This window comes from Sporosarcina luteola (assembly GCF_023715245.1).
Taxonomy (GTDB): Bacteria; Bacillota; Bacilli; order Bacillales_A; family Planococcaceae; genus Sporosarcina; species Sporosarcina luteola_C.
Genome location: NZ_JAMBNV010000001.1, coordinates 1 through 22,268, shown reverse-complemented (window position 1 = coordinate 22,268; position 22,268 = coordinate 1). Strand labels below are relative to the sequence as shown.

Annotated in this window: 20 protein-coding genes, 2 rRNA genes and 1 riboswitch; of the genes, 11 read left to right on the top strand and 11 right to left on the bottom strand. The window is 43.5% G+C overall.

Annotated elements, in window-relative coordinates:
* Positions 1-10 precede the first annotated feature (10 nt).
* The gene (locus M3152_RS00110; protein ID WP_251692917.1) at positions 11-418 is read right to left on the bottom strand and encodes a DoxX family protein; all 408 of its coding nucleotides are present in this window, start codon (positions 416-418) and stop codon (positions 11-13) included.
* 446 nt (positions 419-864) lie between these two features.
* On the opposite strand from M3152_RS00110, the gene M3152_RS00105 reads away from it, so the two are divergent.
* The 3 genes from M3152_RS00105 to M3152_RS00095 are packed head-to-tail and all read left to right on the top strand — an operon-like array spanning position 865 to position 3,287.
* Positions 865-1,617, top strand: coding sequence for a GTP cyclohydrolase II (locus tag M3152_RS00105; RefSeq protein WP_251692915.1), 753 nt, complete (start codon positions 865-867; stop codon positions 1,615-1,617).
* A complete protein-coding gene (gene ribD, locus M3152_RS00100) occupies positions 1,610-2,707 on the top strand; it encodes a bifunctional diaminohydroxyphosphoribosylaminopyrimidine deaminase/5-amino-6-(5-phosphoribosylamino)uracil reductase RibD (protein WP_251692913.1) in 1,098 nt (365 codons plus the stop codon). The genes M3152_RS00105 and ribD overlap by 8 nt, the downstream gene beginning before the upstream one ends.
* Positions 2,708-2,717: 10 nt before the next feature.
* Positions 2,718-3,287 carry an HAD family acid phosphatase gene (locus M3152_RS00095; protein WP_251692911.1) on the top strand — a complete coding sequence of 190 codons (570 nt, stop codon included), beginning with the start codon at positions 2,718-2,720 and terminating at the stop codon, positions 3,285-3,287.
* A gap of 92 nt (positions 3,288-3,379) precedes the next feature.
* On the opposite strand, the gene M3152_RS00090 is transcribed toward M3152_RS00095, so the two are convergent.
* Positions 3,380-3,673, bottom strand: a complete 294-nt coding sequence (locus M3152_RS00090; protein ID WP_251692909.1) for an RNA polymerase alpha subunit C-terminal domain-containing protein — start codon at positions 3,671-3,673, stop codon at positions 3,380-3,382.
* 139 nt (positions 3,674-3,812) lie between these two features.
* Between M3152_RS00090 and M3152_RS00085 the strand changes: the two genes are divergently transcribed.
* Positions 3,813-4,778, top strand: a complete 966-nt coding sequence (locus tag M3152_RS00085) for an MBL fold metallo-hydrolase (protein WP_251692907.1) — start codon at positions 3,813-3,815, stop codon at positions 4,776-4,778.
* Positions 4,779-4,938: 160 nt separating this feature from the next.
* Here M3152_RS00085 and M3152_RS00080 read toward each other — a convergent pair whose 3' ends face one another.
* Positions 4,939-5,319, bottom strand: coding sequence for a hypothetical protein (locus M3152_RS00080; RefSeq protein WP_251692905.1), 381 nt, complete (start codon positions 5,317-5,319; stop codon positions 4,939-4,941).
* Positions 5,320-6,008: 689 nt separating this feature from the next.
* On the bottom strand, positions 6,009-7,451 hold the full coding sequence (locus tag M3152_RS00075) for a PLP-dependent aminotransferase family protein (RefSeq protein ID WP_251692903.1): 1,443 nt from the start codon (positions 7,449-7,451) through the stop codon (positions 6,009-6,011).
* Positions 7,452-7,756: 305 nt separating this feature from the next.
* Here M3152_RS00075 and M3152_RS00070 point away from each other — a divergent pair, with 305 nt between their 5' ends.
* The 7 genes from M3152_RS00070 to M3152_RS00040 all read left to right on the top strand — a co-directional run bounded on the left by M3152_RS00070 (position 7,757) and on the right by M3152_RS00040 (position 15,538).
* Positions 7,757-9,895 carry a type IA DNA topoisomerase gene (locus tag M3152_RS00070; RefSeq protein ID WP_251692901.1) on the top strand — a complete coding sequence of 713 codons (2,139 nt, stop codon included), beginning with the start codon at positions 7,757-7,759 and terminating at the stop codon, positions 9,893-9,895.
* 113 nt (positions 9,896-10,008) lie between these two features.
* Positions 10,009-10,052: riboswitch (PreQ1 riboswitch) on the top strand.
* 7 nt (positions 10,053-10,059) lie between these two features.
* Positions 10,060-10,725, top strand: a complete 666-nt coding sequence (gene queC, locus M3152_RS00065; protein ID WP_251692900.1) for a 7-cyano-7-deazaguanine synthase QueC — start codon at positions 10,060-10,062, stop codon at positions 10,723-10,725.
* Positions 10,722-11,147 carry a 6-carboxytetrahydropterin synthase QueD gene (gene queD, locus M3152_RS00060; RefSeq protein ID WP_251692898.1) on the top strand — a complete coding sequence of 142 codons (426 nt, stop codon included), beginning with the start codon at positions 10,722-10,724 and terminating at the stop codon, positions 11,145-11,147. The genes queC and queD overlap by 4 nt, the downstream gene beginning before the upstream one ends.
* The gene (queE, locus tag M3152_RS00055) at positions 11,144-11,851 is read left to right on the top strand and encodes a 7-carboxy-7-deazaguanine synthase QueE (protein WP_251692896.1); all 708 of its coding nucleotides are present in this window, start codon (positions 11,144-11,146) and stop codon (positions 11,849-11,851) included. Before queD ends, queE begins: the two co-directional genes overlap by 4 nt.
* Positions 11,852-12,027: 176 nt before the next feature.
* Entirely contained in the window at positions 12,028-13,098 is a 1,071-nt protein-coding gene (locus M3152_RS00050; RefSeq protein WP_251692894.1) for a Fe(3+) ABC transporter substrate-binding protein, read from the top strand.
* A 66-nt stretch (positions 13,099-13,164) separates the two neighbouring features.
* Positions 13,165-14,796, top strand: coding sequence for an ABC transporter permease (locus M3152_RS00045; protein WP_251692892.1), 1,632 nt, complete (start codon positions 13,165-13,167; stop codon positions 14,794-14,796).
* A 1-nt stretch (position 14,797) separates the two neighbouring features.
* Entirely contained in the window at positions 14,798-15,538 is a 741-nt protein-coding gene (locus tag M3152_RS00040) for an ABC transporter ATP-binding protein (protein ID WP_251692890.1), read from the top strand.
* Between the two features lie 118 nt (positions 15,539-15,656).
* On the opposite strand, the gene M3152_RS00035 is transcribed toward M3152_RS00040, so the two are convergent.
* From M3152_RS00035 to M3152_RS00005, 7 genes are all read right to left on the bottom strand, one after another.
* Complete coding sequence (locus M3152_RS00035) at positions 15,657-17,774, bottom strand: MMPL family transporter (protein WP_251692889.1); 2,118 nt, start codon at positions 17,772-17,774, stop codon at positions 15,657-15,659.
* Positions 17,774-18,172, bottom strand: a complete 399-nt coding sequence (locus M3152_RS00030) for a hypothetical protein (protein ID WP_251692887.1) — start codon at positions 18,170-18,172, stop codon at positions 17,774-17,776. The genes M3152_RS00035 and M3152_RS00030 overlap by 1 nt, the downstream gene beginning before the upstream one ends.
* Before the next feature lie 74 nt (positions 18,173-18,246).
* Positions 18,247-19,626 (bottom strand): sensor histidine kinase, encoded by a 1,380-nt coding sequence (locus M3152_RS00025; RefSeq protein WP_251692885.1) that lies wholly within the window; start codon positions 19,624-19,626, stop codon positions 18,247-18,249.
* The gene (locus M3152_RS00020) at positions 19,623-20,297 is read right to left on the bottom strand and encodes a response regulator transcription factor (protein ID WP_251692883.1); all 675 of its coding nucleotides are present in this window, start codon (positions 20,295-20,297) and stop codon (positions 19,623-19,625) included. The genes M3152_RS00025 and M3152_RS00020 overlap by 4 nt, the downstream gene beginning before the upstream one ends.
* 2 nt (positions 20,298-20,299) lie before the next feature.
* Positions 20,300-21,115, bottom strand: coding sequence for a YihY/virulence factor BrkB family protein (locus M3152_RS00015; RefSeq protein ID WP_316044293.1), 816 nt, complete (start codon positions 21,113-21,115; stop codon positions 20,300-20,302).
* A gap of 827 nt (positions 21,116-21,942) precedes the next feature.
* A 5S ribosomal RNA gene (gene rrf / locus M3152_RS00010) occupies positions 21,943-22,058 on the bottom strand.
* Between the two features lie 84 nt (positions 22,059-22,142).
* Positions 22,143-22,268 (bottom strand): 23S ribosomal RNA (locus M3152_RS00005); the annotation flags it as partial.

Below are 22,268 nucleotides of genomic sequence, written 5' to 3'. Positions count from 1 at the left end.
AATCAACTTATTATGCGGCTTTTTCAAATCCGAAGATCTTGTTATCTAAAGATAACAATTGGCTTCCGCTAATCAATAGAACAACCGCCATTGCTAATAAAGCTACATCTAATTCAAATCCTGCAGCTTCTGCTCCCATAAAACCTAGGGACAATTTAGATGTAAAGATCGCTCCCACCATCACAATTGCAATCAAAGCTGAGAAGATTCTTGTTCCGATTCCTAGGATTAATGCAATTCCTCCAAGGAGTTCAATAAAAGCAACTACATAGCCTAAGAAACCTAAAATCCCAATGCTTTCAAACCAACCTGCTACATTTCCAAGACCCATTTGGAATTTTGCAATCCCATGGATTAAAAATGTTATCCCTAAAACCACTCTCAAAATCAACAAACCCAATTCATATTTACGTTCCATTATTCATTCTCTCCTGTCTAAGATGTTTTTTCCGACTCCTATTTACACGCCTACAGTACGTTTTCTTGTCTTGTTGCTTTCCTCACGATTGGCGCCACCTATGTCGCTAACATTCCCCATAAAAGCACTCACCTCCAACCAAGATGTAAATTAATAATTAAATTAAAAGGAAAGTAAGTTGATTACTTAACGTAAGTCACTATATAATTAACACAAGCAATAGTCAAGTAATTAATTAACGGGTAATATTTCAGTTGGTTAGTATAGAGAGTTATACTAGTAGTCAGGGGTTGATAAAATCACGGAAAAATAACTTGTCCTAAAAACACTTTGCATTTAGGTCGTTACGATCTGACCGAAATGGTTACGTTAAACATATACATCAGTGTAATTTGGAAGCGGGGAAACCTCTTTCAAAAAATCTTTCAAATAAAAGGAATGATCTTATGGTACATGCGAAATTGGCTCCTCAAGTTCTTGAGGTCTTAAAAGATAAAATACAATTGATCAAGTCGGGTGAAGGAGCGATCTATTTGGTCGGCCCCATTAAATTGCCAGTGAATTTGTATGGGGAGACCGTTATTTTCCAATGGTATTGTTGGCTGAATCAATGCCAAGTGACGGATAACTACCAAGAAATTATCGATCAACTGGCTTCCGCCAATTTAGCGGAGTACCAACAATCGAGCGTGCTCGTATACGGAGATTTCGAAAACGCGGATGATGCACTCATCCGGATGCACTCCATCTGCCATACCGGGGACATATTCGGTAGTAAAAGATGTGACTGCGGTTATCAGTTAAAACAATCGATGCAAAATATTGTCGATCACGGGACTGGTGCTTTGTTCTATTTGGCAAACCATGAAGGCCGTGGAATTGGTTTATTTAGCAAAGCGATGGCATATGTGCTTCAGGAAAACGGCTACGATACGGTGGAAGCAAATGAAAGCCTCGGCTTTGTTGATGATGCAAGAAATTACGACGATGCGATTCGTGTGTTAAAGAAATTACGTACAAAACCTGTCAAACTTATGACGAATAATCCAAAAAAACTGGAAGCGATGCGGAATGCCGGTCTTCCTATTACGGAAAGAGAACCTTTGTGGGGCGATAAATCAGAGTTCAATGAAAAATATTTGCAAACAAAAATTCAACGTTCCGGCCATTTAGGTGAAGAAGGGAATCATAATGACTAACCATGAATTTTATATGAAGTTGGCTCTTGATAATGCACAAGCAATGAAAGGCCAAACAGATCCAAACCCTCTTGTCGGTTCAGTGATTGTAAATGACAACCGAATTGTCGGGGTTGGTACCCATCTAAAAGCTGGGGAACCTCACGCTGAAATTCATGCGATTCGTATGGCCGGTGAGCAGGCAAACGGTGGGACAATTTACGTCACCCTTGAGCCATGCTCGCATTATGGGCGGACCGGCCCTTGTGCAGTAGCAATTGTTGAAGCGGGAATTAAGAAAGTCGTCATCGCTACACTAGATCCAAACCCGGTCGTTGCCGGAAACGGGGTTAAAATTTTGGAAGACGCAGGAATTGAAGTTGTCATCGGTGTAATGGAAGAGGAATCTCGACAGATGAATGAAGTGTTCAACAAATTCATCGTCGAGCAGAAGCCTTTCATGACGATGAAAGCAGGAAGCACATTGGACGGAAAAATTGCTACACATACAGCAGATAGTAAATGGATAACTTCCGCCGAAGCAAGACACGATGTACACATATTGAGAAATCAACATATGGCTATTCTAGTCGGTGTCAATACAGTCATTGAGGATGATCCCGAATTGACGACGAGGATCCCAAATGGTAGGAATCCGATTCGCATTATTTTAGATTCCTCATTGCGCATTCCTCTCCATTCAAAGGTTGTAACGGACGGGCAAGCGGAAACATGGATCTTCACTTCTTCTACGTATAATGAAGATGCTAAGAATCAGCTGGAGGAACAGGGCATTGCGGTTTTCCACACTTCAGGCACTCGCCAAGTCGATTTGAATGATGTCGTTCGGATTCTTAGTGAAAAACTTGTTTCTTCGGTCTTAATTGAAGGCGGAGGGTCGATTCATGCAGCTTTTCTTGAAAAGCAGCTTGTCGACAAAGTGGAGATCTATATTGCTCCAAAACTTGTTGGCGGCGCACTAGCACCGACATTTCTTGAAGGTACAGGCGTTGAAATGATGCGTGACGCTGTTGATATCGAGCATCTACACATTACGCAAATCGGAAAAGATTTCAAGTTCACCGGCTATCCGAAATATATAACAAACTGAGGGATGTACTATGAAATTTGGTTTTGATATCGATGATACGTTAATTAATTTACGAGAACACGCTTTTCACATATACAATAAAAAATTGAATCAGAATGTGGATATAGAGCTCTTTCACTCCTTGGACAAGGTTGAAATCCACGAGCTCTTCGGCATGACAGCTGAAGAAGGCGGCAAGATGTGGAACGGTTCGTTAGAAGAAATTTATTTCACATCGTGCCCTGCCTATCCTGAAGCAGTAGAAACGTTGCAAAAACTGGAGCACGACGGACATGAAATCTATTATATTACCGCAAGGCCGAAAGAACATGGCGAGCGGACAATGGAATGGATGATTGAACAAGGATTCCCGGTCCACAAAGAGCGATTTTTTTATGGCATGAATGACGAGGACAAGGTTCACATTATAAAAGAGTTGGAACTCGACTACTATTTCGATGACAAGCCTGCAGTACTTGAAACATTAGGTGATTGTCAGCTCAATCTGTTTGCGATAACTCAATCTTACAATCAGCATTTGGACATTCCACGCATTGAGAACTGGTCTGAACTATTCGATTTGCTACTTAAAGAGAAATAGTAAGATCCTAATATTCATCAAAAGAACTAAATTTAGCGGTTCTTTTCGTGCAAAAAAATCCGACTGAGCGTTGACCCACTCAGTCGGATTTTCTATTTTTTAAATGATAACCCATTTGTCTCTAAAGCATCTCTTAGCTTTGGTAAAGAAGCTGGTCCCATGCCGTGTAATTTCAGAATCTCTTTTTCGCTATATGCCGATAGCTGTTCTATAGAAGTAATCCCGTTGTTTTCCAATGCCCGTCTTGCCGGTGCTGATAGTGATGATAGAAATCCATTGGCAGGTTTGCGTTCTTGCTCACAAATCGGACATGTCGGGCAGTCACTGGTTTTATAGTAGTTATGCCCTTTGCTGCAAGTCCTTGGAGTTTTATTTGAAGTTGTCATTGGCATTATCTCCTTATCAAACAGTTTGCACGAAAGTTGTCTTGCTCTAATATGATTTTAATCCATTATACTTATAATAGTTAGTAAGCACACAAGCTTCGGTAAAATCAACTGTACCTTCTTAAAGGAGTGAGCGCTTATGTCCCGAAAACGATACAGCAATCTAGATTCCGCCGCGACGACAGCAACCTTGAAAGATATATTGCGCTGGCAAAAAGAGCGGAGAGGCAAACGTAAAGATCTGAGCTTCCGTATTGGCCAAGCAGACAATAAGCAACAGGCGCTCCTGAACAGTAGACACCACGAATTGACCATAACGTGGATTGGACACTCCACATTTCTTCTGCAAATTGCCGGTTTAACAATTGTAACAGATCCTGTTTGGGCCTACCGGACGGGATTTAGCCGCAGACTGGAAGAACCAGGACTGTCTTTGGATGAAATCCCGCCAGTCGATGTAGTTTTGTTGTCTCATTCCCATTATGATCATTTTCACGTGACATCCTTGAGAAAACTGAAAGGCTCGCCCACCATACTCGTCCCCGAAGGGCTCGGACGAAAAATACAGAAGCTAATGAAAGGCAATAAAGTGCATGAGTTGCCATGGTGGGGGCATATGAGCATTGGCTCCGTCGATTTCCACTTTGTCCCTGCACAGCATTGGACAAAACGTTCGCTCACCGATACGAATAGGTCACACTGGGGAGGATGGGTCATCCAACAGAATTCAATGCCACCTGGTGATCATAAGTCTCATTCCATCTATTTCGCCGGGGACAGCGGATATTTCCAAGGATTCCGCGACATCGGCGAAAGGTTCCCTGGCATTACGTATGCACTCATGCCAATTGGTGCTTATGAGCCTGAATGGTTTATGGGAATGCAACACGTCACCCCAGAACAAGCGATTCAGGCTTTTATTGACGTCCGGGCTGAGACATTCATTCCCATGCATTATGGCGCATTTCGACTGGCTGATGACACGACTGAGGAGGCGTTGAATCGATTGCTTGCCGAATGGGAGCGACGAGAATTGAATTCAAGCAGACTGCGGCTGCTGAAGCATGGGGAAACTCTCATCCAAGCACAGAAATTAGAAATTTGACGTTCGTCGTACCAATGCCACCCGAGTAGTTCGAGTGGCATTATCTATCTTCTATTGCACACGATGACCAACTGATTTTGTTGAAGGATATATCTCTTCTTTTGCTATGCCAGACATCCAATCGCCATTGACTGAAACAGCTAGCCAGATTTTTCGAATGCTAATCTCTAATAATTTTCATTGTAGATGAACCTTTTCTCAGTCTAAAATCATTTCTGTTTCCATTTTTAAATTTCGGATCTGCATAAGTTGATTGTGCATCACTATTTGAAGCAACTATAATTTCCGGAAATGAGGTGTATTCTTCGTCTTTCCAAACCCAACTGCCGGTTTTTCCATCTTTAATATGAAATACATTCTTTTGCAGTTTACTATCTTGATTCGGAAAATAATTGACGATAAATACACCTTCATTGATTGTATAGAAATTATCTGAACTAGACGAGACATTACGCATTGATATAACAAACGAGTATGATTTTATGAAAGCCAATTTCCAATCACTCGCTATTTTTTCATTTGCACAAAAAAAAATGCGCATAATCAGATTTAACATCTAGATTTATGTGCATTTTCAAGTTTCTTTTATCTTTAATTCCCTAAATTGTTGCCATTTAATTTGCACGAGTGCTTAACCATTTCCGGTTAGTTGCCCCAAACCTTATCCTTTATGTTTTTATTAATTGTACAAGTATTTATATAAATTGATTTAACAAAATCAAAATCGAAAAATTCCAATACTTTCAAACAGATGAATGATGTGCTTATAGGTAGTTTTAGTAACTGTTCAATTTCCTTAAAAAGTGGTTGGTTTAAATAACCCTTAATTGGATGGTTCTCAAAAATGTTTTATATTATATAATTATAACGTATAGAAAAAAATATTTATAAAGAGGAGTAAGGCATGAAGGTAGCTCTCATAGTTTCAATCATTTTTGTATTTATTGTTTCAGCTGTCGGACTAATTTTGACCATATCCGTAGCTAATTCTATGAATAAAGATTACAAGGGGAAAAACAGTTTTTCTTCTCTGCTATGGGCTTATGTTCTAGCAATCCCATTCATTATTATAGTAGTTCTTGTAGGTATATTTATATTATATTAACAACAGAGGACGGTTCGGAACCAGTGAAATAGTACATGTCGTTCTCGTGTCTCAGGAACCGTCTAAGATTGCTCAAAAATGGGGGAACTAAAAAGTTATTGGAGTTCTTTAGAATTTAGACATTTTCAAACATCCCCCCCGTTATTTCTTAGCGCGTAGACAAACCTAGAAATGCCTTCTTTTATTGAAGCTTCGTTCCCTTTGCCATAAGTAAATCGAACGTATCCATTTTTTGAGCCCATTATTCTCCCAGGTACAAATGAAACGCCTTTTTTCATGGATTCTTCAAGTAACTTATATTCATCAATTTCGTGATTTATTTTACACCATAAATGAATTCCGCCTTGTGGCACTAAATATGTAACCTCATCTTTAGATAAGCTGTCCAATGCCAAAATTAACGCATTCCTTCGCTCCCTCAGTTGAATCCTTAAATCTGAAACGTGTTCGTCAAATTGGGGGGAATCTAGAAATTGATTCGCTATCCATTGCGGAAAAACACTATGGCCAAAGTCAATTTGCTGTTTGCCGTCTGACAAGCGTTTAATCACTTTTTCTGGACCAATAATCCAACCAATGCGCAGTCCTGATGCAACCACTTTTGATAACGAACTAATGTATAAAACATTATCATTATCGTCCATTGACTTTAACGTAGGTCCAATGCACCCGTCGAATGACGTCAAATTATAAGGATCATCCTCTATTATGGGGAAACCGTGCTTTGATGATAATTCCAATATTCTCTTTCGGCGTTCCAGCGACATTTTCGTGCCAGTAGGATTTTGATAATCAGGATTTAAGAAGAGCATACGAATTCGATGTTTTCTTTGTAAAGCTTCAATATCATCAGGATTTACACCATGTTGATCAACTGGGAGTAAGAGCGTTTTAACACCAAATGATTGAAAGATCGGTAAAGAGAATGCATAGGATGGGTCTTCAATCGCTACTGTATCGCCTGGTTTTAACAAGCATTGAACGATTAGGTGTATTGCTTGCTGAGCACCCGATGTAATCAATATGGAGTCTGGCTCAACTACCATACTTTTATACGTTTTCATATGTTTACAAATGGTCTCCCGTAATCCCGCATCGCCTAAAGGATGATCGTAACCTAAATGCTCATCAAACGCATGCTCCTTAAGAATCCTAGCGAATTGGACGTTAGGTAGTAAATCTGCTGCAAGTTCCCCGCTTGATAGGTTAATCATTCCTTTTTGCTCAGTTTCATTACGAAGTTTCTGTACCAACGGAAGATTCGGAAGAAATGAGCCATCCTCTACATATCTCCCCCAATTGGGAACCCTTTTATGAGTTAGCCCCCATATGTCCGTATTTATATACGTGCCGCTCCCTATCTTTCTGACAATTAATCCGACTGCCTCTAGCTCATCATAAGCAGTCACCACCGTACTCCTATTAATCAGTAATTTTTTTGCCAACTCACGTTCAGATGGTAATGGCTGGTCCTGAGATAAATCTCCCGATATAATTGCATTCTCTATTTGTTCTACAAGTTGCCTATACATAGGTTTTTTTATTGAACGGTCTAGCATAAATTGCATTATACTCCACCCTTTATTTGTAAGTTTTTATATAACAAATTATGTATTATGCTCATAATGATACAGTAAATGCTATTATAGCATCTCCGATATCAGTATCCTGTAGTAGTTTTAAAGATGACCTCGGCCATGAATCGGATGACAGTCACTCAAACAAATGAAACAAACGTGAACTTCCCCACTTGTTCAACCTTTCATGAAGATTAATCTCCCTTTAGATTCTTGCTCCCAACTCGTAAACTTCTTCCATTTATGCGATAATAACAGAACGAACGTTTCTTTATTTAATGAAAGGAGGGGCTAGTGTGAAGCCAGTCATCCTAGCTGAAAAACCGTCCCAAGCGAAAGCGTATGCGGACGCTTTTTCCGTGCGAAAGCATGAAGGGTTTCTTGAGATTAATCCTTGCATGATTTTTCCAGCTGGCGCCTATATCACTTGGGGTGTCGGCCATCTCGTGGAATTGAAGGAACCTCATGCATACAATCCCGCTTGGAAGCGTTGGTCACTTGGGAGTCTTCCAATCTTGCCGGAACGATATGAGTTCCAAGTGGCAAAGGGTAAATTCAAGCAGTTTCAAGTTGTAAAGAAGCTGATTCGCGGAACGGATACAGTCATCAATGCATGTGACGTGGACCGGGAAGGCTCGAACATCTTCTATAGCATATATTATCAAACGGGTGCGCGTAATCAGACGATCAAGCGGCTTTGGATCAATTCACTTGAGGTGGATGAAGTGCGAAAAGGGTTTGCGAATTTACGTGATAATCGCAAGGATTTGCAGCTGTATGAGGAGGCAAAATCCCGTCAGATCAGCGATTGGCTTGTTGGGATGAATGCTTCCCGATTATATACACTCTTATTGAAAGCTAAAGGTGTCCAGGAAGTGTTTCCGATCGGACGAGTGCAGTCGCCTACGGTCTATTTAATCTATCAACGGCAACGAGAGATTGAGACATTCGTATCGGAACCGTTTTTTGAAGTGGAAGCGACGTTCAAATCAGAACACGGTACGTATAAAGGTAAAGCGAAAGCGAAGGAGCCAAAACGGGAAATCATTCAGGAACTGCTTTCAAAACATGGCATCCAACCGAATTCGCCCGGCATTATCACATCTGTTACGCACACCGATAAGCGGACACCGCCACCGCAGCTCCATTCCCTGTCAACGTTGCAGGCGACAGCGAACCGGCGTTGGAAGATGAGCCCCGCGAACGTTTTGAAGACGATGCAAGGCTTATATGAGAAGAAGCTTGTCACCTACCCACGGACGGATGCGCGCCATATAACGCCGAATGAATTTGCGTATTTGAAGGACCAAGTCGGCGATTACCAACAGCTGATCGGACATCCCTTCCCCGTCGCTTCGCTTGCGCCGAAGAAACGGTATGTCGACAGTTCGAAGGTCCAAGAGCACTATGCGATCATCCCGACGAAGAAAGTGCCGACGCAGGCAGTCCTCGGCAGAATGTCGCCGCTTGAGCGGAATTTGTATGAAGAGGTCGTCCGTACGACGCTCGCGATGTTCCATACTGATTATTTGTATACCGAAACGAAAGTGACGACGGATGTAAATGGCCTTCCGTTTTTCACGACTGGCAAGACGGAAAGGGATTTAGGATGGAAGGCTTTATTCCAACGGTCTAAAGAGGATAAGGACGAGCCCGCTTTGCCGCCGCTTCGTATGCAAGAGACAGTCCAATCCGATATCGGCATTAAAGAGGGCAAGACGATGCCGCCGAAGCCATACACGGAAGGTCAGCTAATCGCGATGATGAAAACTTGCGGGAAGTTGGTCGAGGACAAAGAGGAAACGGATATTTTGAAAGAGATTGAGGGTCTTGGAACGGAAGCGACACGGAGCGGCATCATTGAAACGATTAAAAAGCATGGATATATAACCGTGTCTAAAAATATCGTGTCGATTACGGAGAAAGGCCGTGTGCTTTGCCAGGCAATCGAAGGAAATCTGCTTGCGAGTCCATCGATGACGGCGAAGTGGGAAACGTATTTGCGGAAAATCGGCAATGGCGAAGGAAGCGGGCAGCATTTCCTCGAAAATATTTCGAAGTTCATTGCGAAGCTATTAGATGAGGTCCCTAAGCAGCTGGAGGCAAAGCCGATCGACGCAACGAAAGTTCCGCCGCGGCAATCGAAATCGCGCGGCTCTTATCAAGCTGTGGAGGTCGCCCCATGCCCTGCATGTCAAAATGGCATGATTCTGGCCCGAAAAGGATTTTACGGATGCAGCAACTACAAAAATGGCTGTAAACAGACGTTGCCTGGCATCTTCTTGAAAAAGAAACTGACACCGGCGCAAGTGAAGCTCCTTTGCACAAAAGGCAAAACGAATACGATCAAAGGATTCACCGCCAATAACGGAAACAAGTTTGATGCTAGCCTTTCCTTAGAGAACGGTAAGTTGAATTTAGTGTTCCAAAAATAAAAGTAGTAATAAGAGTGGCTGATGTGAAGACGGTATTGTCCCGGACTCATGTCAGCCATTTTTTTGTATCCGTTCAGTTCCCCCGCTCACCTATGGTATTATGGACAGGGTTCCAAAAAGAGGTTCGCAAACTCCCTCTCTAAAAAACTAAGGAGATATGTACAATGAAAAATGAAAAAGCAGTGGTCGTCTTCAGCGGCGGTCAAGACAGTACGACGTGCCTGTTTTGGGCATTGGAAAATTTCCGGGAAGTCGCAACGGTGACGTTCGACTACGGACAACGGCATTCGGAGGAAATCGAATGCGCCCGAAACATTGCAGAAGAACTTGGCGTGTCATTCAAAGTGCTGGACATGAATTTGATCAATCAACTATCAGCCAATGCGCTGACAAGAGATGACATCGAAGTGACGGAAGTGGATGGCGAATTGCCGTCAACGTTCGTACCTGGAAGAAATCATCTGTTTCTATCCTTTGCGGCGGTTTACGCCGATGCCATTGGCGCACGGCACTTGATCACCGGTGTGAGTGAAACGGACTTCAGCGGTTATCCTGATTGCCGCGACAATTTTATTAAATCATTAAACGTGACGTTGAATTTAGCCATGGATGGACGCTTTGTCATCCATACTCCGTTAATGTGGCTTGATAAATCCGAAGTATGGGAGCTGGCCGACGAACTTGGCGCACTCGATTTTGTGCAGGAGAAAACACTCACGTGCTACAACGGCGTTCCAAGCTCAGGTTGCGGAGAATGCCCTGCGTGTGTGCTGCGCAATGAAGGACTTGCTGCGTATCAAGCTCGAAAGATTGCAGGTGCCGCTAAATGATGCAGCAATTTTATCCGCAAATACATCATGACTATCGATTTGAATTAAATAAAGACATGCATTTTTCGGCTGCGCATTTCATTCCCAATGAAGATGCAGGAAAATGCCAAGTGATGCATGGACACACGTATTTCATTAATGTCACCATCGGAGGAAATGAGCTGGACCCACTCGGTTTTTTGATAGATTTCAAGCAACTGAAAGATCTCATTCATAAAAAATATGATCATTCCGTATTGAACGATCATCCTGAGTTCCAACATACCTTTCCGACAACTGAACGATTAGCAGAACAAATTTGGAAGTCCATTCAAGATGTTCTTCGTACACGAGACAATCGTCCTGTGTGCCTCCAAGTGATCGTTCGGGAAACGCCGACGAGCTATGTTGCCTATCGTCCGTCACGGGAGGATTTACTATGAAAATCCCCGTAATGGAAGTGTTTGGACCGACAATCCAAGGTGAAGGAATGGTCATCGGTCAAAAAACGATGTTTGTCCGGACGGCGGGCTGCGATTATTCTTGTGCTTGGTGCGATTCCAGTTTTACATGGGACGGTACTGGCAAAAGCGTTTCGAAACGCCCCCAGGAAATTATTGAGGAACTGAAAGCAATCGGTGGCCAATCCTTTTCTCATGTAACGATTTCGGGTGGAAATCCAGCCTTGCACAAAGGAATCGGAGAATTAGTCGATCTCTGCCATGCAGAAGGTTGGAAAGTTGCAGTCGAAACGCAAGCTACATTTTGGCAAGATTGGTTGTTGAGAATCGATGATATCACGCTCTCACCAAAACCACCTAGTTCAAAAATGATAACGGATTTCGGCAAACTGGATCGTTTCATGGAGAAGTTGACAGATGCAAACGCAAGTCTGAAAATCGTCGTCTTTGATGAAACAGATTTCAAATTTGCGGAAGAAGTCCATCTTCGATACCCGTCATTCCCTTTCTATGTACAAGTGGGTAACGATGATACGACAACAACAGATGATGCCTATCTGGTATCCAACTTATTGAAACGGTTTGAATGGCTTATTGATTTGGCTGTCGCTTCCCCAATTATGAACGAAGTGAAGGTGCTGCCACAATTGCATGCCCTTGTATGGGGTAATAAGAGAGGCGTTTAGAGCTCACTGCAAAGTAGTAAGATAAATAAAAAGGTCGATTTTCATTATTGTGAATCGACCTTTTTATTATACTTGATATAATATTTGTTGACTCTCATGCTCCTACACATTATATTAAGAATGAGATTGAGAATCGTTATCAATCTAAAGACATAAGTTGGGAGAGGAAGTACTATATGAAGAAAAGTTTAATGCTCCTGCTTGCCTCTTTGCTACTCGTTCTCGCGGCATGTGGGAATAGTACGAAGCAAAGCAGCGACGCAGGAGATAACGAGAATCAAAAGAAAAACGAAAAATCCGAAGTGAATTTGTATACGAGCAGACATTATGACGTCGATAATGAGCTGTACAAAAAGTTTGAGGACGAAACTGGCATTAAAGTGAACGTCATTAAAGGTGAAGCTGATGAGTTGATCGAGCGTATAAAACGTGAAGGAACAGCTACGAAGGCCGATCTTTTCTTAACGGCGGATGTCGGCAGATTATACCGTGCAAAAGAGCAAGGGTTACTTCAAGCCGTGTCAAGTGACATTTTGTCGAAACAAATACCTGAAAAGTTCCGTGATTCTGATGATATGTGGGTAGGTTTGACCAAACGTGCACGCATTCTCGTATATAATAAAGATAAGGTGAAGCCCGAAGAGTTATCAACTTATGAAGCGCTCACAGACGATGCATGGAAAGGACGTTTTCTCGTCCGTTCATCCGAAAGCGTCTATAACCAATCTCTTTTAGCTTCTTTCATTGAAATCAACGGTGAAGAAAAAGCGAAAGAATGGGCACAAGGAATTGTGAACAATATGGCACGCAGTCCTGAGGGCGGGGACCGTGATCAAGCGAAGGCCATTGCTGCAGGCATTGGTGACGTTGCAATCATGAACACCTATTACTTAGGACAAATGCTGAACTCTCAAGAACCTGAAGAAGTAAAAGTAGCAGAACAGCTAGGCATTTTCTTCCCGAACCAGGAGACGACAGGCACTCATGTTAATATTAGCGGAGCTGGAGTCGTTAAAGGTTCGAAAAATGCGGACAATGCGTTGAAACTTCTTGAATTCCTAACGGGTGAAGAAGCACAATTTACTTTTGCAGAAGCAAACTATGAATATCCTGTAAACGAGGATGTCGAGCCAGCAGAACTTCTTAAATCTTGGGGTGAGTTCAAGGAACAAGAAATTCCACTCACAGCTCTTGGTGAAAATAATGCAAAAGCGATTATGATTTTTAACGAAGTAGGTTGGAAATAATAGATTGCCCCCTGTCGCTTTTGCGGTAGGGGTTTATTGCGGAAAAGGCAAAGGATGGGTTTGGTCATGAATAGGCGAATGGCAAACGTGAATGGTTGGACGATTGGTGCAGTACTCATTATAACTTTACTGTTTGTTCCTAATTTTTCAATTGTTGGAGGCGTTTTTACACCCGCAAGTGAAAATTGGGGGCATATTCGCGAATTCATGCTTCTAAACTATATTAAGTCTTCGCTGACGCTTGTATTTTTCACGGCACTATTCACCGTTGCAATTGGCCTTAGCCTAGCTTGGCTTATTGCACAATATGATTTCCCACTTCGCAACTTCATGAAATGGTCACTCATCTTGCCTTTATCGATACCACCATTCATCGGTGCATATACGTATCATGGTATCCTTAATTATACGGGTATCGTTCAGAAGACGCTTCGAAATCACTTTGATGTAACGGTAAATCAAACCTATTTCGACATTATGAATGTCCCTGGTGCCATTTTCATTTATACGATATTCTTATATCCTTATGTTTATATGATTACAAGAATTTTCTTGTCCAATCAAGCCGCCTCTCTCGTTGAAAGTGCACGGACACTTGGGAAAGGTCCAATGGAAATTTTTTTGAAAGTCATTATTCCAATATCACGTATTTCTGTCATTGGTGGGGTTAGCCTAGTCATATTGGAAGTGTTAAATGACTATGGCGTAGTGAAGTATTTTGGCATTCAAACGTTCAGTACTGCAATTTTCCAAACGTGGTTCGGCTTAGGAGACTTGGATTCTTCCATCAAGCTTGCGGCTTGTCTGATGGGTATCGTCATTTTCATCCTCGTAATCGAGTGGGTTCTCCGCGGCGGAAAGAAATATAGCTTTTCATCAACAAAACTTAGACCGCTGCCTCTCGTCAAATTGACCGGAAAAAAGGCAGCATTGGTATCAGCGTATACACTAGTTATTTTTACGATCGCCTTTCTTATTCCAGTTCTTCAGTTGTTGGACTGGGTTGTTCTCACATTCGGCAAGGTTCCGATGGAGGAAGTGTTGACATACACGAAGAATTCGATCATTGTTGCGGGAATAGCCGCATTGCTTATCATCTTTTTCTCCCTCGTCATCGGAAATTTCAGCCGTATTACGAAGCATAAGTTTGCGAAAGTGCTGCCGAAATTAACGGTTCTTGGCTATTCCATTCCAGGTGCGGTCATCGCGGTGGCTGTTGTCACTACATTTATTGCTATTGATCGGTACCTAGCGCCTGTCTATCAATTTTTAGGTTTGGATTCTGAGCTCGTTTTAAGTGTCAGCCTTGTCATGCTGATTAGTGCATACATCATACGGTTTTTCGCGATCGGATATAATTCGATTGAATCGGGTTACACAAAAATCGGCACAGACTTTCGTGATGCCTCACGTATGCTAGGCGTAAGCAGCTTACGTACCTTTTTCAAAATCGATATTCCGATGATGAAAGGTGCCATTATAAGCGGGTTCATCCTTACGTTTGTCGATATTTTAAAAGAAATTCCATTGACGCTCATTTTACGACCGTTCAACTATGATACACTTGCAACCAAGGCGTTCCAATATGCCAGTGATGAAAAAATTATGGAAGCGTCACAAGCTTCCTTGCTAATAGTCGGTGTAAGTGCAATTGCAATATTTATTTTCAACAAATTGCTTGGAGAGGGGCGGGAATAATATGTTTATTGATATACAAAATTTGAGTTTCTCTTATTCCAACTCACCTGCAAATGCAGTCGAAGATTTCACGCTAACAATAAACAAGGGTGAAATAATCTCCATTCTTGGGCGTAGCGGAAGTGGAAAAAGCACAATTCTTCGACTGATTGCCGGACTTGAGATGCCGAAAGGCGGTTCATTTTCGTTAGGCGAAAAAACAATATTTAACAACCACATATTCGTCCAACCCGAAAAGCGCGGCATCGGCATGGTGTTTCAAGACTATGCGCTCTTCCCGCATATGAGTGTTCAAGATAACGTATTATTCGGGCTCCCTAAAATGAGCCGTAATGATAAGTTGAATCGTGTGGAGGAAGTATTGGAACTCGTTGAACTAGAAGGTTATGAAAAACGGTATCCGCATCAGCTAAGCGGCGGTCAGCAACAACGTGTGGCACTTGCACGGGCACTTGCACCGCAGCCTGAGCTCATTCTTTTGGATGAACCTTTCAGTAATCTTGACACCGAGCTCCTTGTTAAAATACGTGAAGACCTTCGCCGGATATTAAAGAAGGCCAACATAACCGCAATCTTCGTTACACACAATCAAAATGATGCGCACGTACTCGCGGATCGAATCGTGAAGATCAAAGACGGTGTAATTGACCAAGTCGGCCGTCCTTGCGACTTGTTGGGCAGTTCAACGGATGCAGATGGCAATATTGAACTAGTGCTTGAAAAAGAACTCATAAATGTATGAACGGGACTGAAGGAAAACACATAGAATTCCAATGGAAAGGGACTGTTGCAGAAAGTTGGTTATAGCCAATTTTCTGCAACAGTCCCTTTTTCCATCAACCACGAACTTTATTCTCTTGTCATATCTTCTTCGGCCAAAAACTCCATTTGCCAAGCAAAATTAATATAGCAGGAATGAGCAATGGCCGGACGATGAACGTGTCGATTAGTATTCCAAGCGCCATGATGAAACCGAATAGCTTCAATTCATAAATCGGCATTGTCGCAAGTACGAGGAATGTTGCCGCCAAAATTAATCCTGCCGAACTAATGACTCCGCCGGTCCGCTCTACTCCTTTTCGCACCGCATCGTCAAAAGGCAGCTCTCTCATCTCTTCCCGAATCCTTGCAATCAGCATGATGGAATAATCGACGCCAAGTGCAACAAGGAAGACAAATGCGTAGAGCGGAATCCGGTAGCTAAGCCCTTCCAGGTCCAAAAACACTTCGAATAAGAAGTACGCCAAGCCCACTGTAGCTGCAAATGATAGCAATATGCTACCAATCATGTAAACCGGAGCAATGATAGACCTCGTTTGTAAGCCTAGCATTATCGTTATCAAAACGGTCATTAAAATCATAACAATCCACGTATCCCGATCATTGATATCCCGTACATCGGCATTGACCGCCGTCTCACCGGAAATATACATAGATGTGTCGGATAGGTTCGCATCCTTCAAGACCCTTTCGCTGTCTTCCCGGAGCTTTAAGACCGCATCGAACGCTTCCTCATCATAAGGATTACCTGCAAATGTGATGGAGAATTTTGCCGCTTTCCCATCTTCGCTCATAGGATTGCCTTGCGTTGTGACACTGGTGATGGCAGGATCCTCTTCAATTCGTTCAATCACCGCCTGCAGCCCTTCAATGCCTAATTCGTTTTGAGATACGAATAACAACGTTCCCGGAGCCAGGCTTCCTTCTGAAAAGTCCTTTCCTAACCGCTCATAACCAACCCTGGATGAAAGATCTTCCGGAAATGATGCAATCAAATCATATGACTCTTTCATATTCGTCATATTCCATGCACCCAGCCCAAGTAATAATAAAATCGGAATCATGAATTGGATCGGCTTTTTTGTGACGACAGCCGCCACTTTTCCCCAAACCGTTTTCTTCTCTACTGTCTTATCACCGTATTTCGGGATGACTGGCCAGAATGCCTTCCTGCCGATTACCGCGAACAATGCAGGCAATAACGTCAATCCTGCTATAAGCATTGCGCCTGCCGCAATGGCGAATACCGGTGCAAAATTACGGTACGGCTCATACAAGGCAAAAAACAATGTCGCTACGCCCAACACAATCGTGCTGCCGCTGAAGAAAATTGGCTCCTTGACATGGCGCATCGTTTCCTTCATCGCAACATTTGCATCCTCATGTACTTTCAGTTCCTCCCGATAGCGGGAGAAGATCAGCAAAGAGTAATCCGTAACGACCGCAAATAAAAGAATCGTCATAATTGACAGCGCTTGGCTGTCCACACCGAACCAGCCTTGTGCAGTCGTAAAACCGACCACTCGATCGACTACTGCGTAAACGATTCCTGCACCCACTAAAGGGATTAACGTTAATAGTGGCGACCGGTAGATGACTAACAATAAGACTAAAATCAGACCTACTGTAGATAGCAACAGGACAATATCTGCTTGGCTGAATAGCTCAACTGCATCCGAGGCGATTCCAGCCGGCCCCGTCCAGGACAGTTCGATACCTTCCGCTACTTGATCGCCGACAGATTCCTTAATGGATTGAACTAACTTGTTCAAATCCTTTCCTTCAAGGTTTTGCGGCAATGCTAGGGGAATGAAAAATGTTTTCTCGTTCTCCGATAGGAAAGATGCGCGTTGTTCAGACTGCAGTTTGGATAAAGGAATGACATCCACTTCGTCAAACGCTTTATCCTCTTTCAAAGCTTCAATAGCTTCCGCAAAGTTGAAGACCTCTTCATCCGATAACCCGCTATCCTTATGGAAGACTGCAAATAGCGGGATGCCGCCGTCATTCGGAAAATACTTTTCCAGCTCATGCGCTGCCACGATGGATGGTGCTTCTGTAGGCAAGCCGGAGTCCTTATTGGCAATGACATTCTCCTTGCTGCCCGGTGCAAACGCGGATAGCAAAATTGTCATCAGGAGCCAAATACCTATGGAGGACCACCAAAGACGTCTGCCTTTTAATTTTCCTTCTAGCACTATCGTCTTCCTTCTTTCTCAATTAAGAATGTCACCAAAACAAATAGCACGAAGCTGATGAGCAGGACGCTTCCACCAACAATATAGAAGATGAGCGAGAATGTTTCATTCACATTGAACGGGTTCATAAATTGTAACCACATACCTGCCGTCAGACCGATGGATCCGATGATTGCGGTCCAACCGTGTGCGGCAACCATCTTTTTCGCGCGGACTTTAAAAACTTTGTAGAAGACGCCCCAAGCGAAGACCGATAACCAACCAACGACAAGGATGTGCGCATGGATTGGACGGAAGGCGTATGATCCGGCCCCCGCCATGTGGGAACCTAAGAATGCCCCAATTACCCCAAAAATCGCTGAGATCCTAATAAGTCGTAAACTCCATTTCTCTTGCATGTCTTTTCCTCCTATTTCGTTTATGTTATATTCCTATCATAGTAGGTCAACATGAACGGAACATGAACAGGACATTACAATTTTGGAAGTGTGACCGTAAATGTTGTGCCGACCTCTTCCTCACTTTCAACTTTAACGCTGCCTCCGTGGAGCTTCACGATTTGATGGACAATGGAGAGTCCGAGTCCTGTCCCCTCGACTTGCTGCGTCCTGGAAAGGTCTACCCGGTAAAACCGGTCAAACAGCCTTCTCAAATGTTCCTCTGCAATCCCGGCGCCATTGTCCCGGAAGATAACTTTCAATTCATCCGCATTTTCTGTCAGGCGAACCTCTATCTCGCCGCCCATCCCCGTATATTTCAACGCATTGGAGAGTAGGTTCTCCCATACTTTTTCAAGGAAAGCAGGATCTCCTACAATCTCCACTTCATCCACCTCCATGACGAGTGACATCTGTTTCTCTTCCAGAAGCCATCTTTGTTTTCGGATGACTTCTTTTAATTGCTCATCCAGACGGAATTTCATTTGCTTCAACGGTGACTCCAATTGGTCGAGTGACGTCAACAGCAATAACTGCTTTGTCAATGAAGAAAGCCGCTCCGTCTCGGATTGGATGACTCTCGCATAGTTTTTCCGCTCCCGTTCAGGCAGTCCGCTATCCATCAGCAAATTGGCATATCCTTTAATATTGAGCAAAGGAGATTGGAAATCATGTGACACGTCACTGATGAACTCCTTGCGCACCCGGTCATTTTCACTTAGTTTCTCCGTCATCCGCTGAAAACTTTGCGCGAGCTGGCCGATCTCATCCCGACGATTAATATCAAGTGAGCCCGTGAACTTTTCATCGCCGACCTTTTTCGCAGCCGCGGTCAGCTTTGTAATCGGTTCAATCAATTTCTTCGCTACAATCAACATTGACAGTAGACTGACAATCGCCATGACGACGACCATGCCGCCTAATAGGTAATGGACTTCCGTAAACAGGAGTTTAATATCAGGCCTCATGAAAAGGGCAAATGTTACCCCATTGTATGTAAACGGAACGCCTACCGTGTTCGCAAGTTCATCGGAGAAAAAACCGGTCATGAACGTCTCCGTCTTTAAATCCCGCATTCCATGATACGGGTGGCCATCCAGCACTTGATCCACAGAAGCGGTCCTCAAGTTCTCCACCCGGAATGGCGCTCCATACTTAGTTGTTTTCAGATTCTCGTTCACGACGAACAATTTATAACCGGTTGCGGCCTGCGTCTTGAAATACTTTTCCAAATCGGCAGGTTCCTCCGTTTCAATGTAGTCGGCCATCGTGAGTGCGATACTCATGTTTTTTGCGTCATTCTGCCCTTTCAATTGCTGATGATAATATGTATTCACTACGAGAAATGCGATGACGGTACTTGTCAGCATAATGCCCGTTGTGAAGGAGAGGAATTTTCCATAAAGCGATCTCATGTACCGGACACCTCGAGCTTATAACCGACTCCACGGACCGTCGTTATGTGAATGCCCTCCGGCAGCCCTTCCAGTTTGTCGCGAAGCCGTTTGACATGAACGTTCAGCGTCTGCTCATCCCCTTCATAATCGAAGCCCCACACGCGTTCGATAAGGAAATCACGCTCAAGCACCTGATTTGGTTTGGAAGCAAGAACTGATAGCAGCTCAAACTCCTTCAATGGCAGTAACAGTACTTTTCTCCCGACCGACACTTCATAGCTTTGCCTGTTGATCTTAAGCGGACCTGCCTGTATGAGGACATCGACAGCCTTGTCATATCTCCGTAAGATGGCATTGATTCTGAACAAAAGCTCTTTAGGCTCAAACGGTTTGACGACATAATCGTCGGACCCTGCCAAAAACCCTTTCTCTTTATCTTCTAGTGCACCCTTAGCTGTCAGCAGCAATACCGGGATATCCGCTTCCGCCCGCAGTCTCTTCGTTAATTCAAACCCATCCATCCCGGGCATCATTACATCGACAACCGCCAAGTCGGGAAGCTGTTCCTCCAACATCTCAAGTGCCTGTGCCCCGTTGGCCGCCTTGATCACTTCATACCCCGCCTGGGATAGATGGATATTCACCAACTCCAATATATTCGGATCGTCATCCACCACGAGTATTTTCATATTTATCTTCCCTTCCCTTTCAAAAATGCCCGCAATTCTGCATTGAGCAGCCCTGAAACCATCAGAATGACTGCCGTCAAATAAAACCATAGGACGAGCAGAATTATTCCGGACAACTGTCCATATAGCCTTGTATAATCGACATTTGCCACATAGCTTCCGAAAAAGAGCGAGAACAGCTGCCAACCGATAGCAGAAAATATCGCACCCGGGACAACTTCCTTCACTCTCATTCTACCGGTAGGAACTACTTTGTAAAACAATAGGAAAAACAGGAATAAGAAAAGCGTTCCAATGCCCCACTTCACCATCGGCCACACAGTTTGCCATCCGCGCCATTGCTCGACCGTATCGTAATATGTCACCACTTCATGCAATGCCCTTTCAATTAACGGAAGAAACAGCGATAAGGATAGGATTAGCATGAATAATAACGTCACACCTAAATCCCTGATTAACACTTTCCAAAAAGGATATTTCCTGACATACCCATACGCCTGATCCAACGAGCGCGCCAACGATTGTACAGCAACCGATGACAGCCAAAAAGCGACCGCTAAGCTCGTGTACAAAACATTGCCCTGCACTTTGAAAATAATCGCCCGCACATTCTGCTCAATGATTACATACGCCTCACTCGGTGCAAATGGTCGAAGAAATGCTAAAAACATCTCCTCATCTACCGGCAAATAACTAAGTAAGGAAAACAGGAATATGAGAAAAGGAAACATCGATAATAATAAATAATATGCCGTCTGCGCAGCCTGATCGAAAAAACGCTCTTTGAAAAATCTCATTACCACATTGCGTACAATCACCTTCTCCCACCTCCTTCTTTCAATATACCCTATTCTTCCAGAAGAAATTGAATGCGTGGAGGAGAATTTTTGATGGTAGAGCAGGAGGGAGATTGTTTTGGACGCGGAATTGCATTCTTTGGGCGCGCGGGGGATTGCTTTGGGCGCGGAATTGCACTCTTTGGGCGCGCGAGGGATCGCTTTGGGCGGGGAATTGCACTCTTTGGGCGCGAGGGGGCTTGCTTTGGGCGTGGAATTGCACTCTTTGGGCGCGCGGGAGATCGCTTTGAGCGCGCGGGGAATCGCTTTGGGCGCGGAATTGCACGCTTTGGGCGCGGGGACAATAATACATCTCTGAACTAATCCTGAATCGCGCCAAATGCCTTTGACAAATTAAAGATTTACTATTTTATAAAGATTTATAAACACAAAAAAACCACCTCCATAAGGAGATGGCATTTGCCCGGCGACGTCTTACTCTCACAGGGGGAACCCTGTTCCCTGCGTAATTTACACCGTTGCCGTAAATTACGCAAAGTGGCGATGAAGAACTTATCTTCTGTGTTAGGAAAGAGATTTGCATATGATTGTTCAACCTAAGGTTATTTTTTAAAAAAATACACAAAAAAACCATTCCAATGGGGAATGGCCTTGGCCCGGCGACGTCCTACTCTCACAAGGGGAAGCCAGGTCCCTGCGTAATTTACACCGTTGCCGTAAATTACGCAAAGTGGCGATGAAGAACTTATCTTCCGTGTTAGGAAAGAGATTTGCATATGATTGTTCAACCTAAGGTTATTTTTTAAAAAAACACACAAAAAAACCATTCCCCATGGGGAATGGCCTTGGCCCGGCGACGTCCTACTCTCACAGGGGGAAGCCCCCTACTACCATCGGCGCTGAAGAGCTTAACTTCCGTGTTCGGTATGGGAACGGGTGTGACCTCTTCGCCGTCGTCACCAGACGACTGAACGATACTTGTTCGTTCAAAACTGGATAAAACCAACATTGTTGCTGAACTTCAAGTTCAACCGTACTTAAATAACATAAGGTTAAGTCCTCGATCGATTAGTATCCGTCAGCTGCACGTGTCGCCACGCTTCCACCCCGGACCTATCCACCTCATCTTCTTTGAGGGATCTTACTTACTTGCGTAATGGGAAATCTCATCTTG